Here is a 17175-nt window from a genome sequence, read left to right as displayed (position 1 = left end):
TGACCTGAGCGGCGAACCTGTGTGGCATCGGTGCACACCTGAGCGAAGCGGAGCGGATCGGACTCATGGGACGAGCGGAAGAGAGACGAGCGCGGCAGCGCGGTGGCCGCCGCGCGGCCCCCAGGCGTCCCCGCTCGTCGGGGGCGCCGGGCAAGACCGGCATACGCCGGTTCTTCACCTGGAAGAAGGTCCTCGGCACCTTCCTCGGCCTCTGCCTGCTCGGCATCGGTGGCTTCATCGTGCTGTACATGATGGTGGAGGTGCCCAAGGGCAACGCCGCCGCGAGGCTCCAGAGCAACATCTACAAGTACAGCGACGGCACGGTCCTCGCCCGCGACGGCGAGGTCAACCGCGAGATCGTGGACCTGTCCAAGGTGCCCGAGGAGGTCCGCAACACCTTCGTCGCCGCCGAGAACAAGACCTTCTACAAGGACTCCGGCGTCGACTTCAAGGGCACGGCCCGCGGTCTGATCAACACGCTCAGCGGCAAGGGCGCGCAGGGCGGTTCGACGATCACCCAGCAGTACGTCAAGAACTACTACCTCACCCAGGAGCAGACGGTCACCCGGAAGCTCCGGGAGCTGGTGATCTCGCTGAAGGTGGACCGCCAGATGTCGAAGGACGACATCCTCGCGGGCTATCTCAACACCAGCTACTTCGGCCGTAACGCCTACGGCATCCAGGCCGCCGCCCAGGCCTACTACCGGGTCGACGCGGAGGATCTGTCGGTCGCGCAGGGCGCCTATCTCGCCGCGCTGCTCCAGGCGCCGAGCCAGTACGACTGGGCCGTCGCCTCGGAGACCGGCAAGAAGCTCGTGAAGGACCGCTGGAACTACGTCCTGAACAACATGGTCGAGGAGGGCTGGCTCAGCTCCGCCGACCGCCAGGAGATGAAGTTCCCGGTCCCGAAGGACCCCAAGGCCGCCGCCGGTCTCGAGGGCCAGAAGGGCTACCTCGTCGAACTGGCCAACAACCAGCTCGAAGAGCAGCTCATGAAGGAGGAGGGGATCTCCCGCTCCGAGGCCGAGACCCAGGTCAAGGGCCAGGGCTGGACCATCACCCTGAACATCGACAAGAAGAAGCAGGCCCAGCTGGAGAAGGCGGTCGACACCCAGCTGAACAGCAAGCTGGACGAGAAGGAGCGACCCGTCGACGGGGACATCCAGGCGGGCGCCGTCTCCGTCGACCCCAAGACGGGGAAGATCGTCGCCCTGTACGGCGGCGAGGACTACTTCAAGCACTACCGCTCCAACGCGACCCGCACCGACTACCAGCCGGCCTCGACCTTCAAGCCGGTCATCCTCGCCGCCGCCCTGGAGAACCAGGCCGAGACGCAGGACGGCGAGACGATCGGCGCGAAGACGGTCTACGACGGCAACAGCAAACGGCCCGTGGTGGACGCCAACGGCAACAAGGTCGGCTTCGCCCCGCCGAACGAGGACGACGTCGACTACGGCGACGTCACCGTCCAGACCGCGATGAACAAGTCCATCAACTCGGTGTTCGCGCAGATGGGCATCGACGTCGGGATGGAGGAGGTGATGGACACCGCGGCCGAACTCGGCATGTCCGACGACCTGGAGGCGGTGCCCGCGCAGACCCTCGGCTCCATGGGGGCGAGCCCGCTCCAGATGGCCGGGGTCTACGCCACCCTCGACAACCACGGCAAGCAGGTCACCCCGACCCTGATCAAGTCCGCCGAGCAGCGCAGCCGTACGCTCACCATGCCGGACGCGATCGGCGAGCAGGTCCTCAGCCGCGAGGCCGCCGACACCGTGACCTCGGTGCTGACGGGCGTGGTCGACGACGGTACGGCCCGGCGCTCGGTGCGTGAGAACCCGGCGCGCGACGGCCAGGAGGTGGCCGGCAAGACGGGTACGTCCGACTTCGGCAGGTCGGCCTGGTTCACCGGCTACACACCCGACCTGGTGACCTCGGTCGGCATGTTCGGTGAGGACGCCAAGACGGGCGACCAGGTCAACATGAAGGGCGCGACGGGCACCCTGCCGGGCAGCGGCCGGGTCGCGGGCGGCAGCTTCCCCGCGCAGATCTGGGCGGCGTACATGTTCGGAGTCACGGACCCGGAGGCCGAGTTCGACCTGGACACCGACCAGGGGGCGGCGGTCGAGCCGACGTGGACCCCGACGAAGACCCAGGAGCCGACCCGGACGCCCACCCAGGAGCCGACGACCCAGGAGCCGACCACCGAGGCGCCGACCCAGTCCCCGACCCAGACGCCCACGGGCACCCCGACGACGGCCGAACCGACGGACGAGCCGACGACGGAGCAGCCGACGACGACTCCGCCGCCGGACGACATCCCGGAGGATCCGGTGGATCCGAACGCGCAGGAATGAGAAAAGGGCGCCCGGAAGCACCGGGCGCCCTTTCTCGTGCGGATCAGCCGCGATTCAGCTCGAACCAGACGACCTTGCCGGTGCTGAGCCGGGTCGCACCCCAGCGCCGGGCCAGCTTGTTGACCAGGTACAGGCCGCGTCCGCCCTCATCCGTCGCGCGGGCCTGCCGCAGGCGCGGCAACTGCGGTACGTCGTCGCCGACCTCGCAGCGCAGGACGTCGGTCCGCAGCAACCGCAGCGTCACCGGCCGGGACGTGTAGCGCACCGCGTTGGTGACGACCTCGCTCACCAACAGCTCGACGGAGTCACTGAGTTCCTCCAGGCCCCAGCGGGACAGCGCGCGTCGCGCCAGCCGCCGGGCCCGGCCCGGCGCCGCGTCCTCCGGCTCCAGGAACCAGTAGGCCACGTCACTCGGCGCGATCCCGTCGAACCGCGCGGCGAGCAGCGCGATGTCGTCGTCCCGGTCCCCGGGCCCGAGCATGTCGAGCACCTCGTCGCACAGCGCTTCCAGCGGCGGCGGATGATCGGGCCCGGTCAGCTGAGCGGTGGCGGCGAGCCTCTCGCGCAGTTGCTCTATCCCGGTCCACACGTCCCGCAGCCGCGACTCGACCAGCCCGTCGGTGTACAGCAGCAGCGTCGCCCCGGCCGGCGCGTCCAGTTCCACGGCCTCGAAGTCGACGCCCCCGACACCGATCGGCGCGCCCGGCGGCACCCGCAACACCTCGGCCCGGCCGCCCAGGTGCAGCAGAACGGGCGGCGGATGACCGGCGTTGGCGATCGTGATGCGGTGCGAGACGGGGTCGTACACGGCGTACAGACAGGTCGCCATGCGGTCCGTGCCGAGCCGCTGCGCCTGCTCGTCGAGGTGGTGCAGCACCTCCTGCGGCGGCAGGTCGAGCCCCGCGAGCGTCTGGGCCGTCGTACGCAACTGGCCCATGATCGCCGCCGAGGTCATGGAGTGGCCCATGACGTCGCCCACCACCAGCGCCACCCGGCTGCCCGGCAGCGGAATCGCGTCGTACCAGTCGCCGCCGACCCGCGCGGTCTCGGCGGCCGGGAGATAGCGGGAGGCGAGCCGTACGCCGGTCGGGCGCGGCAGGGTCTCCGGGAGCATGGTCCGCTGCAGCTCGTCGGCGATGTAGGCCTCACGGCCGTACAGCACCGCCTTGTCGATGCCGAGCGCGCTGTGCGTCGCGAGCTGGGCGGCGACCAGGAGGTCGTCCGCCTCGAAGGCGACGCGCTCGGGGCGGCGCAGGAAGAGCGCGGCGCCGATCACCCGGCGCCGGCCGCGCAGCGGCGCGAGGATCGCGCGCTGTCCGCCCGGCACGACCAGTTCGCCGTCCTCGCCGAGGAGTTCCGGCAGCGCGGCGCTGGCGGCGGGCGCGTCGGCGAAGACCGGGCGGACTCCCCGCAGCACCTCGGCGAGCGCCCCGCCCGGCCGTACCTCGCACAACTCGGAGGTGAGGGAGGACAGTTCCGCCAGCTCGGTGGGTTCCGGCACGCCCGGGACGGCCAGGAAGCCCTCGGTGTCCCGCTCCTCCGGTATCCGGTCGGTGCGGCGCAGCCGCAGCACGACGGGCCCGGTGGGCCGCTCGTCGCCGACCGGCAGCGGATCGCGCAGATAGACCAGGATCGCGTCGGAGAAGGTCGGCACGGTGGCCCGGCACAGCCCCATCACGATCTCGTCGAGATCGATGCCGCGGGCGATCCGGCGGGTCGCGGCGCCCACGAACCGCAGCCGGTCGCCGTCCCGCCGCATGGGCGTGGGCCGGCCGGGCGGGAGCCCCTGCCCGGTGCGGCGCTCGTCCGGCGCCGCCGCGGTGCTCGGCTGCGCCGGGATGCCCTCGGGCACCGGCCGGGGACGATGGGTGTCGGCCTCCGCGGCGGCGGAGGGCTGCGCGTGCTCGGGACCGTTGCTCACGGGGGCCTTGTCGTTGCCGGACGGTGCGGTCGTGCCCGGGGTGGTGGGCGGTTCGCCGGTGCGCGCCTGCGCGGGTAACGCGGCGGCTCCGGGGGCGCGGGGCGGGCTCGGGGTACGCCGGAGCGCCCCGCGGGCGTCCGCGGGGTCGGCGCCCAGGGGGCGCTCGAAGGAGGTCGGCTGCTCCGTCACGCGTGTCGCATCCATCCGTCCGGGGCGTGTCGTTCGTCCCGCCGAAGTCCCGATACCCGCAATACGTGCCCCAGGAACGGGATTCCCGCGTGGCCAGAGGCTGTTCCTGTGTCACCGGCGGGCTGTGCGCTGCCCGTACCGGTGTTGCCCTCGTACCCCTCGCTCACGTCCTGCCGCCCCTCGGTGACGATCGGTCAAGCCCAGCGCGCGCTCCGGTAGTTGCCGCCGTGCGCCCTTGCGGAGGACGATCCTACGTTTCTCGCCCGGGGGCGCATCAAGGGTCTCATGAGGACACGTGCGCGGGCGTACGGCCCAAGTCCTCCGGGAATTCCCCTGGCACATCCTCCGGCAGCTCGTCCGCCAGTTCCTCCGGCAGTGACGGTACAGCCCAGGACGGGTCCGGGCGCCAGTGTTGCCAGCCGTCCGAGAACGGCGGCCCCCAGGCGCGGATCACCTCCACCGCGGCCCGCCCGGCCTCCCGCACCCCTTCGGCCGCGGCGGCGTCCATCAGGCCGTCCTGCTGAGCCTGCGCGAACTCGTCCTCGTCGCGCCAGCCCCAACTGCGGTCGGGGTAGACACAGATGTCCAGAAAGTGATCCTCGGAATCGACTCCGCCCGCCCAACGGACCAGCGGTTGCTCCAGGTTCACGTACCAGTTCTTGAACCGCCAGCCCGGCTCCCAGAACAGCCACACCGACCACGGCTCACCGGGTCTGGCCAGTTTCAGCACCCCGGTGCCGAACCAGCGGTCGCGCTGCACCGTACGGGGCTTGGTGTAGCGCGACCCCAGCGGCTCCTGGTGCACGGGGGTGCCGTCGGCGAGCGCGGGCTTGAGACACTCGGTCCCGGGCGCCAGCCATACGGCGAGCAGGTCGGCGTCGTCCCGTACGACGGTGACCGGACGCACGATGTGGAAGCGCGTGCCGGCGTTCTCCCGGTACCGCCACAGGATGTGACTTCCGGGCGCCCAGTGTGCCGTAGACCCGCCCGCTTCCACTGCCGTCATCGCTCCGCCGTCTGCCATGCACAGATATTAGGTGTCACTGACTGACGACGCTGCGGCGAACGTCACGGTTCGCAGCCTTCGCACGAGATGTCACGGGCGCGTCATACGCAGGACATCAAGGGCTTCGTCCAGCTCAGCGAGGGTGAGGTCGCCACGTTCCACATAACCGCCCTCCAGCACGACTTGACGGATGGTCCGGCGTTCCGCGAGCGCCTTCTTGGCGACCTTGGCGGCCTCCTCGTAGCCGATGTACCTGTTCAGTGGCGTGACCACGGAGGGTGATGACTCGGCGTATTCGCGGGCCCGTTCGCGGTGCGCGACGATGCCGTCGACGGTCCGGTCGGCGAGCAGCCGGGAGACGTTGGCGAGCAGTCGCACCGACTCCAGGACGTTCTTGGCGATCACCGGCAGCATGACATTGAGCTCGAAGTTCCCGGCGGCTCCGGCGGTGGCCACCGTGGCGTCGTTCCCGACGACCTGCGCGGCGACCATGAGGACGGCCTCGGGGATGACGGGATTGACCTTGCCGGGCATGATCGAGGACCCGGGCTGGAGGTCGGGCAGGGAGATCTCGGCGAGCCCGGTCCGCGGCCCGGAGGCCATCCACCGCAGGTCGTTGGCGATCTTCGTCAGCCCTACGGCGATGGTCCTGAGCTGTCCGCTGGTCTCGACGATGCCGTCCCGGGCGCCCTGCGCCTCGAAGTGGTCGCGCGCCTCGGTCAGCGGCAGCCCGGTCGCCCGGGCGACCTCCTCGATGACGGCGGCGGAGAATCCCGGAGGGGTGTTGATCCCGGTCCCGACTGCGGTCCCGCCCAGCGGCAGTTCGGCGAGCCGGGGGAGGGAGGCCTTGAGCCGCTCGATCCCGTACCTCACCTGGGCCGCGTAGCCGCCGAACTCCTGCCCGAGGGTGACCGGGGTGGCGTCCATGAGATGCGTACGCCCGGACTTGACGACGTCGGAGAACTCCTCGGCCTTGCGGGTGAGCGCGTCGGCGAGGTGCTGGAGCGCGGGGACGAGATCGCGGGTGACGGCGGCAGTGGCGGCGATGTGGATGGAGGAGGGGAAGACGTCGTTGGAGGACTGGGAGGCGTTGACGTGGTCGTTGGGGTGGACGTCCTTCTTGAGCTTCTCGCTCGCCAGCGTGGCGATGACCTCGTTGGTGTTCATGTTGGACGAGGTGCCGGAGCCGGTCTGGAAGACGTCCACGGGGAAGTGCTCGTCCCAGCGCCCGTCGGCCACCTCGGCGGCCGCCTCCTGAATGGCCGCGGCGACATCCTTGTCGAGCACTCCCAGCTCGGCGTTCACCTTCGCGGCAGCCCCCTTGATCCGGGCAAGCGCCTCGATGTGGGCCCGCTCGATCCGCTGCCCCGAGATCGGGAAGTTCTCCACGGCGCGCTGGGTCTGGGCCCGCCACTTGGCGTGTGCGGGCACCCGCACCTCGCCCATGGAGTCGTGCTCGATGCGATAGCTCTGCTCTGCGTCGGCCACTGCCGATCACCTCCACCTGTCACAGCGTCCGGGACAGGTCACCTGTTCCCGGTGGACGCGGATCTTCACGGCGCGCGGGCGGGCGGAGACCGCCGGACAATGAGGGAGGAGTGCAGGGGGGCTCGTCACCCCACAGGAGGCAGGTCATGCTCCGCAGCATCAGGACGCTCGGCGCGCTCGGTGCAGGGCTGGCGGCTGCCACCGCCCTCGTCACCGCGGGCCCGGTGTCCGCCCAGGAGGACGACTTCACGCTCTACGCCCGGGAGGTCGCGGGCGACGAGACGGGGGAACCGCAACAGGTTCCCAAGGTCGGCGACAGCTTCACCTTCGCCGACGATCTCTTCCAGGAGAAGGGCGGCGAGAGGGTGGGCCGGGACGGGGTCGCCTGCACGGTGGTCCGCACGGGCAACCCCCTCGACATCCAGTGCCTCGGCACCTTCGTGCTCTCCGGAGGTCAGATCACCGCCCAGGTCCTCATGACGGTCCCGTTGACCGAGGAGGAACAGCCCCCGTTCGACGCGGCGGTCACCGGCGGAACCGGCGACTACCGCGGCGCGAGCGGGCAGATCCGCTTCACGGACGACGGGGACTATCAGCGGCTGGACTTCGACCTCGGCAGCTGAGGCCTCCGGAGCCCTGGCCCCGGCAGCGGGTGCCGGCTGTCCTCACGCCAGCCCGGGACCCCGTACCGGAATCGACGTGAAGGTCGGGGCCGGGGCCGGGTCCTGGAAGAAGTCGTTGCCCTTGTCGTCCACCACGATGAACGCCGGGAAGTCCTCGACCTCGATCTTCCAGACCGCCTCCATGCCGAGCTCCTCGTACTCGACGACCTCGACCTTCTTGATGCAGTCCTGCGCGAGACGGGCGGCGGGTCCGCCGATGGAGCCCAGGTAGAAACCGCCGTGCGTGCCGCACGCGTCCGTGACCTGCTTGCTGCGGTTGCCCTTGGCCAGCATGACCTTGGAACCACCCGCCGCCTGGAACTGCTCGACGTAGGAGTCCATGCGGCCGGCCGTCGTCGGGCCGAAGGAGCCGGACGCGTAACCCTCGGGCGTCTTCGCGGGGCCCGCGTAGTACACCGGGTGGTCCTTCAGGTACTGCGGCATCTCCTCGCCCGCGTCCAGCCGCTCCTTGATCTTGGCGTGCGCGATGTCGCGGGCCACGACGAGGGGGCCGGTGAGGGACAGCCGGGTCTTCACCGGGTACTTGGTGAGCTCGGCGAGGATGTCGTCCATCGGCTGGTTGAGGTCGATCCTCACGACGTCGCCGGCCTCGTCGAGGTGCTCGTCGGTCGTCTCCGGCAGGAAGCGCGCGGGGTCCGTCTCCAGCTGCTCGAGGAAGACGCCCTCCGCCGTGATCTTCGCGACGGCCTGGCGGTCGGCGGAGCAGGAGACGGCGATGGCGACCGGGCAGGAGGCGCCGTGCCGGGGCAGGCGCACCACGCGCACGTCGTGGCAGAAGTACTTGCCGCCGAACTGCGCGCCGATGCCGATCTTCTGCGTCAGCTCGAAGACCTTCTCCTCCAGCTCCTTGTCCCGGAAGCCGTGCCCGAGGGGGGAGCCCTCGGCCGGGATCTCGTCCAGGTAGTGCGCGGAGGCGTACTTGGCGGTCTTCAGCGCGTACTCGGCGGACGTACCGCCGACGACGATCGCCAGGTGGTACGGCGGGCAGGCGGCCGTACCGAGCGAACGGATCTTCTCCTCCAGGAACTTCATCATGGAGGCCTCGTTCAGGACGGCCTTGGTCTCCTGGTAGAGGAAGGACTTGTTGGCCGAGCCGCCGCCCTTCGCCATGAAGAGGAACTTGTAGGCGCCGCCGTCGGTGGCGTACAGCTCGATCTGCGCGGGGAGGTTGGAGCCGGTGTTCTTCTCCTCCCACATGGTGAGCGGAGCCATCTGCGAGTACCGCAGGTTGAGGTTCAGGTAGGCGTCGTAGATGCCGCGCGAGAGCGCCTCCTCGTCGCCGCCCTCGGTCAGAACGTTCTGTCCGCGCTTGCCCATCACGATCGCCGTGCCGGTGTCCTGGCACATCGGCAGGACGCCCGCCGCCGCGATGTTGGCGTTCTTCAGCAGGTCCAGCGCGACGAACTTGTCGTTGCTGGACGCCTCGGGGTCGTCGATGATGCGGCGCAGCTGCGCGAGGTGGGCCGGGCGCAGATAGTGCTGGATGTCGTGGATGGCCTCCGCGGCGAGCTTGCGCAGCGCCTCCGGCTCGACCTTGAGGAACGTGCGCCCGTCGGCCTCGAAGGTGGAGACACCCTCGGAGGTCACCAGCCGGTACGGGGTGGTGTCCTCTCCCATGGGGAGCAGATCGGTGTACGCGAACTCAGGCATCTCAGCCCATTCCTCACTCTGACGGACGGCTGCCCGCCGACGCTGGCGAGCCTCCCCAGCGTAGAACCTGCCGCTCATGGCGAGCTTGTGAGGTAAGGCTCAGTTGGAGTCCGGCGAGGGCTATCGCGATCTATCGTGTTTGGGTACGCTGCTGTCGTGGACCTTCAGAAGCAGACCGCGCCCGTCGCGGCCACCGACCTGCGCGCCTCCGACGCCGACCGCGACCGGATCGCGGACATCCTGCGCGAGGCGCTCGCCGAGGGCCGCCTCACCGCCGATGAGCACAGCGAGCGGGTCGAGGGGGTGCTGAACGCCAAGACGGTGGGCGAGCTGGAGGCCTTCATCCAGGACCTGCCCGCGGCTCATCGGCCCCGGACCGCCTCGTCGTACGCCACCGTCCCGAACCGCCCGACCAACCTCCCGGCGGATCCGGACGACACCGCCGTCGCGATCTTCAGCAGCGCCGTCCGCAAGGGCCGCTGGCGCGCCGGGCGCCGGATCCACGCCTACGCGATCTTCGGCAGCGTCGAGATAGACCTCAGCGAGGCGCTCTTCGAGTACCAGCAGGTCGTCATCAAGGCGTTCGCGCTCTTCGGCAGCGTCGATGTCCGCGTCCCGGAGAACGTGTCGCTGCGTGGCGCGGGCGGCGGCGTCCTCGGCAGCTTCGAGGTGGACACCGTTGACGCGGAGGACCCGGCGGCGCCCGTGATCTACCTGGACGGGTGGGCCGTGCTGGGCAGCGTCGAGGGCGCGCCGAGGCGCGGGAAGTTCGTGACGGACATCCTCGACCGGGTCCACGCCAAGGTCGAGAAGAGTTTGCGCAAGCATCTGGATCATTGACGATCGCGAATCCCACGGCAACCGAAAGCAACCAGTCCGCTCATCCGCCCCCTCAGGAGCCCCCGGAATCCAGCGCTTCGGAACTCCCTGCATAGGCACGCGCACAACGGGTAGACCTTGCTGCATCGTCTCTCGCTCGCGAAGCCGTCGTCAGGAGTAGACCGTGCTGCAACCGCCGCATTCGTCCCTGCAGGTCGCTGCCGTTCCGGCCCAGCGGGTGCCAGTGCGAGACAGGGACCAAGACGCCCCGTGGCACACCGAGGCGGTGTGCCGACGCGACGAGGCCGGCCTGTTCTTCGCCCCCTCCAAGGAGCCGACCGCCGCCCGGCTCTCCCGTGAGGAGGCGGCCAAGCGGGTCTGCGCACGCTGCCCGGTCATGGTCGAGTGCCGCGAACACGCCCTCCTCCAGCCCGAGCCGTACGGCGTCTGGGGCGGACTCACCGCGGCCGAACGTCGAGTGGTCCTGGCCCGGCGCAGGCGCCGCGACCTGGAACTGAAGAAGGCGGCGCGGACGACGGGCCGCATAGCTCAGGCGGGCTGAGCCCCCGTACAGGAAGAGGGCGCCCCCACCGCACCGGGGGCGCCCCACTTCTCTTCGGTACGGCCTACTTGGCCCGGTCGAAGTCGATCGCGCTGTAGGCCCGCAGCTTGCTGAGCCGGTGCTCCGAGTCGATCCGGCGGACCGTGCCCGACTTCGAGCGCATCACGATCGACTCGGTGACCGCGGAGTCCGACCGGTAGCGCACACCCCGCAGCAGCTCACCGTCGGTGATGCCGGTGGCGACGAAGAACACGTTCTCGCCCGTCACCAGGTCCTCGGTGGTGAGCACCCGGTCCAGGTCGTGCCCGGCGTCGATCGCCCGCGCCCGCTCCTCGTCGTCCTTCGGCCACAGCTTGCCCTGGATCGTGCCGCCGAGGCACTTCACGGCGCAGGCGGAGATGATGCCCTCCGGCGTACCGCCGATACCGAGCAGCATGTCGACGCCGGTGCCCTCGCGCAGCGCGTAGATCGACCCGGCGACATCGCCGTCGGAGATCAGCTTGATGCGCGCGCCGGCGTCCCGGATCTCCTTGATGATCCCCTCGTGCCGCGGCCGGTCGAGGATGACCACCGTGACGTCCTCGGGCGTGGAGCGCTTGGCCTTGGCGACCCGGCGGATGTTCACCGACACCGGCGCGTTGATGTCGACGAAGTCCGCCGCCTCGGGCCCGGTGACCAGCTTGTCCATGTAGAAGACGGCCGACGGGTCGAACATCGCCCCGCGTTCGGTGGCCGCGAGGACGGCGATCGCGTTCGGCATGCCCTTGGCGGTCAGGGTGGTGCCGTCGATCGGGTCGACCGCGATGTCCACCTCGGGACCGGTGCCGTCGCCGACCCGCTCCCCGTTGAAGAGCATCGGCGCCTCGTCCTTCTCACCCTCGCCGATGACGACGACGCCGTTCATCGACACGGTGGAGACGAGGGTCCGCATGGCGCGCACCGCGGCACCGTCGGCGCCGTTCTTGTCGCCGCGCCCGACCCAGCGGCCCGCGGCCATCGCGGCTGCTTCGGTCACCCGGACGAGTTCCAGGGCGAGGTTGCGGTCGGGGGCCTCGGAGGGTACATCGAGCTCGGACGGCAAGTGATGATGATCGGTCATCGGAGCGCACCTTTCTGATACGACGACGGCCGGATGAGGGTGATGGCCCAGACTCTATCGTCAGGTCGACAAAATGAGCAGGGGACCCCACGGATGAGCGGACCGGGGCACCTGCGACGATAGGGGGCGTGGCAGGTACGAACGCTAAGCGGCAGTCGGTCCGGAACATGGTCCTCTCCCTCGGGGTGACGATCCTCGCGGCAGGGGTCGTGTACCTCTTCATCCCGCACGAGGAGTCCGCTCCGGACCTCCCGCGGGTCGACTACCGCGTCGAGCTGCTCACCGCCCGTCGCGCCGCCGCCTACCCGATCGCGGCCCCCGAGGGCCTGGCCAAGGACTGGAAGGCGACCTCGGTGCGGTTCCAGGGCGCCGAGGGCGACACCTGGCACCTCGGCTTCCACACCCCCGACGGGGAGTACGTCCAGCTCCAGCAGTCCACTCAGAAGCCGAAGGTGTTCCTCGCCGAGGCCACCCAGGGCGCCCACGAGACCAAGGCCACGCAGCGGATCGACGGCAGGACGTGGACCCGCTGGACCGGCGGCCGCTACGACGCGCTCGTGCTGAAGGCCGACGACGCGACGACGGTGGTGGCCGGCACGGGGTCTTTCGAGCAGCTCACGGAGCTGGCGGGGGCGCTGGAGACGAAGTGACGCACGAAGGAGGCCCCCCGGCGTTCGAGCCGGGGGGCCGTCGTCATGCGGTCACGCTCAGACGGTCGTGATGACCTCGTCGTACGCCAGACGCGGCGAGCGCGGGTACCAGGCGTCGGCGCCCGGCTTGCCGATGTTCACGACCATCAGCGGGGTGTGGTCGTCGTCCAGGAACTCCTTGCGGACACCCTCGAAGTCCAGGCCGGTCATGGGACCGGCGGCGAGGCCCGCGGCGCGGACGCCGATGATGAAGTACGCGGCCTGCAGGGCGGCGTTCAGGGCGGCGGAGCCCTCACGGGCGGCGCGCTCGCCGAAGAAGAGGTCCTTGGCCTGCGGGAAGTGCGGGAAGAGGGTCGGCAGCTCCTCGTGGAACTCGTTGTCCGCGGAGAGGATCGCGACCAGCGGGGCGGCGGCGGTCTTGGCCTGGTTGCCCTCGGCCATGTGCTGCACGAGACGCTCGCGGGCCTCGGCGGAGCGGACCAGCGTGACGCGCAGCGGGGACTGGTTCATGGAGGTCGGGCCGTACTTGACCAGGTCGTAGATGGCCTGCACCTGCTCGTCGGTCACCGGCTCGTCGGTGAAGGTGTTCGCGGTGCGGGCCTCGCGGAAGAGCAGGTCCTGGGCGGCGGGGTCAAGAACGAGAGACATGCGTGAACCTTCTCGGGGGTGTACGTCGGATCCGGTCGCCGGATCAGCTGACACGTCAACCATATGTCAGTGAAGTTGACTCTTCAACAAAAAGCGGGGCGCGGTGATCCGCTTCACAACGCCCCGGCCCGCTACTCCCCGGCCGCTGCCTTTTCCTCTTCCGCCGCCTCCTCGGCCAGCGCCGCGTCCAGGCGGGCCCGTGCGCCGTCCAGCCAGCGCCGGCACACCTTGGCGAGCTCCTCCCCGCGCTCCCACAGCGCCAGGGACTCCTCCAGCGTCGTACCGCCCGCCTCGAGGCGTCGTACGACCTCGATCAGCTCGTCCCGCGCCTGCTCGTACCCGAGCGCCTCATCCACCTTGCCGGTCATCCATTCACCTCAGACATCGACCCTGACACTGAACTCACCCTCGGAAACCCGTGCCCGCAGCACCTCGTCGCCGCCGACCTCCTCCGGACCCCGGACCACATGCCCGTCGGCCTTCTGGAGCACGGCGTACCCGCGCTTCAGGGTCGCCGCGGGGGAGAGGGCCACCACGCGCGCGTGCGTGTGCGTCAGCTCGGAGTCGGCGCGGTCGAGGAGGTGTCCGAGGGTGCGGCGGCCGCGGTCCAGCAGGGCCGCGACGTGATCGGCGCGCTCGTCGATCATCCGGTGCGGATCCTCTATCGACGGCCGGGCCAGCGCCGCGGCCAGTCCGCGCTCCTCCCGCTCGACGACCGCCTCGACGCACCGCCGGGCACGGTCGCGCAGCATCCGCACCCGCTCGTACTCCTCGCCCACGTCCGGTACGACCTTCTTGGCCGCGTCGGTGGGCGTGGAGGCGCGCAGGTCGGCGACGTAGTCCAGGAGCGGGTTGTCCGGCTCGTGCCCGATCGCGGAGACCACCGGTGTGCGGCACGCGGCGACCGTGCGCACCAGCTGCTCGTCGGAGAACGGCAGCAGATCCTCGACGCTGCCGCCGCCGCGCGCGACGACGATCACGTCCACGTCGTCGATCTCGTCGAGCTCCTTCACCGCCTGCACGACCTGCGCCACCGCGTGCACGCCCTGCACGGCGACATTGCGCACCTCGAAGCGGACGGCTGGCCAGCGGTGCCGGGCGTTCTCCAGCACGTCCCGCTCGGCGGCGGAGGCCCGCCCGCAGACCAGGCCGATGAGCTGCGGCAGGAACGGCAGCGGCTTCTTGCGCTCCGGGGCGAACAGCCCTTCGCCAGCCAGCGCCTTCTTCAGCTGCTCGAGGCGTGCCAGCAGCTCGCCGACCCCCACGGGCCTTATCTCGGCGGCCCGCAGTGACAGCTGCCCGCGCGGGGCGTACCACTCGGGCTTCGCCAGGACGACGACCCGGGCGCCCTCGCTCACCACGTCCGCCACGGCGTCGAAGACCTGGCGATAGCAGGTGACGCTCACGGAGATGTCGTACGACGGATCCCGCAGCGTCAGGAAGACCACCCCCGCGCCCGGCCGCCGCGAGAGCTGGGTGATCTGCCCCTCGACCCAGACCGCCCCGAGCCGGTCGATCCACCCCCCGATGAGCCGTGACACCTCGCCTACGGGCAGCGGGGATTCCGCGGACGTGTTGAGAGCCATGCCCGTGAGCGTATCCGCAGCCACCGACAACGAACCGTCCCCGACCGGGGCGCGGTCTCACGCGTCCCCGGCCGGCTCCCGCCCCCGCTGCGCCACCAGCACCGCCAGGCCCAGCGCCAGCCAGACCGCGCCCACGACCTGGGCCGTGCCCGAGGCCGCCACGATCACCGCGATCGTGATCGCCGCGCCGGCGACCGGCACCAGCACATGGCGCCACCAGCTCACCGGCCCGCCGTTGCGCCGTACCGCGAACCAGCCCACCACGCTCGCGTGCAGCAGCGTGAAGGCGGTGAGGGCGCCGATGTCGACCACCGAGACCAGATGATCCATGCCGTCGTCGCGGCGGGCCGCCCAGACCGCCGCGACCAGGGTGAGCACGGCGGCGCAGGACAGGGCGAGGCGGGGGACGCCGGAGTCGGTGCGCGACAGCAGCCGCGGCAGGCGTCCGGCGCGGCCCATCGCGAACAGCAGCCGTCCGGCCGCCGCCTGCCCGGCCAGCGCGGCGAACGCGGCGCCGATCGCCTTGCTCACGGCGACCAGGTCGTGCAGCCACGTCCCGACGGAGGCGTCGACGGCGTCGTAGAAGGCCGAACCCTGCCGGCCCGGATCGGCGGCCAGCTCGGCGGAGGACGTGGGTTCCAGCAGGGCCACCAGGTAGGTCTGTGCGACGAAGAGCGCACCCGCGAGCGCCAGGCAGAGCAGGACCGCCCGCGCGACCCTCTCCGAGCCGCCGGTGACCTCCTCCGCGAAGGAGACGATGGCGTCGAAGCCGAGGTAGGACAGGACCGCGATCGACACCGCGCCGAGCACCGCCGACAGCGCGAACGCGCCCTGACTGCCGTCCCCGGACAGCGGCGACAGCCAGCCCCGCTCGGAGCCGTCCCGCGCGAGGACGACCACCGCCGACACCGCGAACACCAGCAGGACCACGATCTCCATGGCCAGCACCAGGAAGCCCACCTTGGCCGCGGTGCGCACCCCCCACAGGTTCAGCAGCGTCGTGACGACCACCGCGAGCGCCGTCCACACCCAGCGGCCGACCTCCGGGACGAGCGCCTCCATGGCGATCCCGGAGAACAGGTACGCGACCGCCGGGATCAGCAGGTAGTCCAGCATCGCCATCCAGCCCGCGACGAAACCGGCCCGCGGCCCGAGCCCGGCCCGCGCGTAGGCGAACACGGACCCCGCCTGGGGGACGACCCGCACCATCTGCGCGTAGCTGAATGCGGTGAACGCCATCGCGACGGTGGCGACGACGTACACGAGGGCGACGGCGCCGTGCGACCTCGCGTCCAGCGTGCCGAAGACACCGACCGGGGCCATGGGGGCGATGAACAGCAGCCCGTAGACCACCAGGTCGCGAAAGCCCAGGGTCCGTCGCAGACGGTGGTGTTCCGGGTCCGCCGCGGGGGACGCCGTACCAATGTCGGACATGCCGCCAGTGTCCAGAGCCCCCGTCACCGCCGCGATCTTCGACCCGCCGAACGCACCCTTACGATGGGACGCATGACTGCTTCGCCTGGCCGCCGTGTCCTGCTCGCCGCCCCCCGTGGCTACTGCGCGGGTGTGGACCGCGCCGTGATCGCCGTCGAGAAAGCCCTCGAGCAGTACGGAGCTCCGGTCTACGTCCGGCACGAGATCGTGCACAACAAGTACGTCGTCCAGACCCTGGAGAGGAAGGGCGCGATCTTCGTCGAGCGGACCGAGGAGGTGCCGCCCGGCAACATCGTCATGTTCTCGGCGCACGGCGTCGCCCCGGTCGTCCACGAGGAGGCCGCGCGCGGCAAGCTCGCCACCATCGACGCCACCTGCCCGCTCGTCACCAAGGTCCACAAGGAAGCCGTCCGCTTCGCCAACGAGGACTACGACATCCTCCTCATCGGCCACGAGGGCCACGAGGAGGTCATCGGCACCTCCGGCGAGGCCCCCGACCACATCCAGCTCGTCGACGGCCCCGAGGACGTCGCCAAGGTCGAGGTGCGCGACGAGTCGAAGGTCGTCTGGCTGTCCCAGACCACGCTGAGCGTGGACGAGACGATGGAGACCGTCGACGCGCTCAAGGAGAAGTTCCCGCAGCTCATCTCCCCGCCGAGCGACGACATCTGCTACGCCACGCAGAACCGCCAGCTCGCCGTGAAGCAGATGGGCGCCGAGGCCGAACTGGTCATCGTCGTCGGCTCGCGCAACTCCTCCAACTCCAAGCGGCTCGTCGAGGTCGCGAAGCTGGCCGGCTCGCGCGAGGCCTACCTCGTGGACTTCGCCAGCGAGATCGACGAGGCCTGGCTGGAGGGCGTCACCACGGTCGGCGTCACCTCCGGCGCCTCCGTCCCCGAGGTCCTCGTCGAGGAGGTCCTGGAGTGGCTCTCCCAGCGCGGCTACGGCGATGTCGAGCTGGTGAAGGCGGCCGAGGAGTCGATCACCTTCTCGCTGCCGAAGGAGCTGCGCCGGGACCTGCGCGAAGAGGCCGCGACCTTGATCGCGGAGCGCAAGGACGGCTCCCAGGAGTGACGGTCAGTC

General features: G+C 70.5%; 15 protein-coding genes. 6 read left to right on the top strand and 9 right to left on the bottom strand.

Features of this window, described 5'->3' with window-relative positions; translation table 11 throughout:
- Nucleotides 1-65: 65 nt before the first annotated feature.
- Nucleotides 66-2357, top strand: a complete 2292-nt coding sequence (locus tag ACWDRW_RS31280) for a transglycosylase domain-containing protein (protein ID WP_451728887.1) — start codon at nucleotides 66-68, stop codon at nucleotides 2355-2357.
- A 43-nt stretch (nucleotides 2358-2400) separates the two neighbouring features.
- On the opposite strand, the gene ACWDRW_RS31275 is transcribed toward ACWDRW_RS31280, so the two are convergent.
- The 3 genes from ACWDRW_RS31275 to ACWDRW_RS31265 form a co-directional block, all read right to left on the bottom strand.
- Nucleotides 2401-4467 carry a SpoIIE family protein phosphatase gene (locus tag ACWDRW_RS31275; protein WP_451728884.1) on the bottom strand — a complete coding sequence of 689 codons (2067 nt, stop codon included), beginning with the start codon at nucleotides 4465-4467 and terminating at the stop codon, nucleotides 2401-2403.
- Between the two features lie 283 nt (nucleotides 4468-4750).
- Nucleotides 4751-5491 (bottom strand): cytidylyl-2-hydroxypropylphosphonate hydrolase, encoded by a 741-nt coding sequence (fomD, locus tag ACWDRW_RS31270; RefSeq protein ID WP_451728881.1) that lies wholly within the window; start codon nucleotides 5489-5491, stop codon nucleotides 4751-4753.
- 72 nt (nucleotides 5492-5563) lie between these two features.
- The gene (locus ACWDRW_RS31265) at nucleotides 5564-6961 is read right to left on the bottom strand and encodes a class II fumarate hydratase (protein WP_451728878.1); all 1398 of its coding nucleotides are present in this window, start codon (nucleotides 6959-6961) and stop codon (nucleotides 5564-5566) included.
- Between the two features lie 146 nt (nucleotides 6962-7107).
- On the opposite strand from ACWDRW_RS31265, the gene ACWDRW_RS31260 reads away from it, so the two are divergent.
- The gene (locus tag ACWDRW_RS31260; protein WP_451728875.1) at nucleotides 7108-7584 is read left to right on the top strand and encodes an allene oxide cyclase barrel-like domain-containing protein; all 477 of its coding nucleotides are present in this window, start codon (nucleotides 7108-7110) and stop codon (nucleotides 7582-7584) included.
- A 42-nt stretch (nucleotides 7585-7626) separates the two neighbouring features.
- Here the strand turns inward: ACWDRW_RS31260 and ACWDRW_RS31255 are convergent, their stop codons facing one another.
- Nucleotides 7627-9294, bottom strand: a complete 1668-nt coding sequence (locus tag ACWDRW_RS31255) for a fumarate hydratase (RefSeq protein WP_451728873.1) — start codon at nucleotides 9292-9294, stop codon at nucleotides 7627-7629.
- A gap of 156 nt (nucleotides 9295-9450) precedes the next feature.
- Between ACWDRW_RS31255 and ACWDRW_RS31250 the strand changes: the two genes are divergently transcribed.
- Together ACWDRW_RS31250 and ACWDRW_RS31245 are read left to right on the top strand one after the other, a co-directional pair.
- The gene (locus tag ACWDRW_RS31250) at nucleotides 9451-10134 is read left to right on the top strand and encodes a DUF1707 domain-containing protein (protein ID WP_451728870.1); all 684 of its coding nucleotides are present in this window, start codon (nucleotides 9451-9453) and stop codon (nucleotides 10132-10134) included.
- Nucleotides 10135-10297: 163 nt separating this feature from the next.
- The gene (locus ACWDRW_RS31245) at nucleotides 10298-10675 is read left to right on the top strand and encodes a WhiB family transcriptional regulator (protein ID WP_451728868.1); all 378 of its coding nucleotides are present in this window, start codon (nucleotides 10298-10300) and stop codon (nucleotides 10673-10675) included.
- A gap of 64 nt (nucleotides 10676-10739) precedes the next feature.
- Here the strand turns inward: ACWDRW_RS31245 and glpX are convergent, their stop codons facing one another.
- The gene (gene glpX, locus ACWDRW_RS31240; RefSeq protein ID WP_451728865.1) at nucleotides 10740-11774 is read right to left on the bottom strand and encodes a class II fructose-bisphosphatase; all 1035 of its coding nucleotides are present in this window, start codon (nucleotides 11772-11774) and stop codon (nucleotides 10740-10742) included.
- A gap of 128 nt (nucleotides 11775-11902) precedes the next feature.
- Between glpX and ACWDRW_RS31235 the strand changes: the two genes are divergently transcribed.
- Nucleotides 11903-12424 (top strand): DUF4245 domain-containing protein, encoded by a 522-nt coding sequence (locus ACWDRW_RS31235; RefSeq protein WP_451728863.1) that lies wholly within the window; start codon nucleotides 11903-11905, stop codon nucleotides 12422-12424.
- A gap of 57 nt (nucleotides 12425-12481) precedes the next feature.
- Here the strand turns inward: ACWDRW_RS31235 and ACWDRW_RS31230 are convergent, their stop codons facing one another.
- The 4 genes from ACWDRW_RS31230 to ACWDRW_RS31215 all read right to left on the bottom strand — a co-directional run bounded on the left by ACWDRW_RS31230 (nucleotide 12482) and on the right by ACWDRW_RS31215 (nucleotide 16092).
- Nucleotides 12482-13072: a malonic semialdehyde reductase gene (locus tag ACWDRW_RS31230; RefSeq protein ID WP_451728860.1), complete on the bottom strand. Its 591-nt coding sequence runs from the start codon at nucleotides 13070-13072 to the stop codon at nucleotides 12482-12484.
- Between the two features lie 131 nt (nucleotides 13073-13203).
- Nucleotides 13204-13440, bottom strand: a complete 237-nt coding sequence (locus tag ACWDRW_RS31225) for an exodeoxyribonuclease VII small subunit (RefSeq protein WP_451728857.1) — start codon at nucleotides 13438-13440, stop codon at nucleotides 13204-13206.
- Nucleotides 13441-13449: 9 nt separating this feature from the next.
- Nucleotides 13450-14658: an exodeoxyribonuclease VII large subunit gene (xseA, locus tag ACWDRW_RS31220; RefSeq protein ID WP_451728855.1), complete on the bottom strand. Its 1209-nt coding sequence runs from the start codon at nucleotides 14656-14658 to the stop codon at nucleotides 13450-13452.
- A 57-nt stretch (nucleotides 14659-14715) separates the two neighbouring features.
- The gene (locus ACWDRW_RS31215; protein ID WP_451728852.1) at nucleotides 14716-16092 is read right to left on the bottom strand and encodes an APC family permease; all 1377 of its coding nucleotides are present in this window, start codon (nucleotides 16090-16092) and stop codon (nucleotides 14716-14718) included.
- Nucleotides 16093-16155: 63 nt separating this feature from the next.
- On the opposite strand from ACWDRW_RS31215, the gene ACWDRW_RS31210 reads away from it, so the two are divergent.
- Entirely contained in the window at nucleotides 16156-17166 is a 1011-nt protein-coding gene (locus ACWDRW_RS31210) for a 4-hydroxy-3-methylbut-2-enyl diphosphate reductase (RefSeq protein ID WP_451728849.1), read from the top strand.
- Nucleotides 17167-17175: the final 9 nt, after the last annotated feature.

Source organism: Streptomyces sp. NPDC003635 (assembly GCF_053587635.1).
This window is presented reverse-complemented; position numbering and strand designations above follow the sequence as displayed.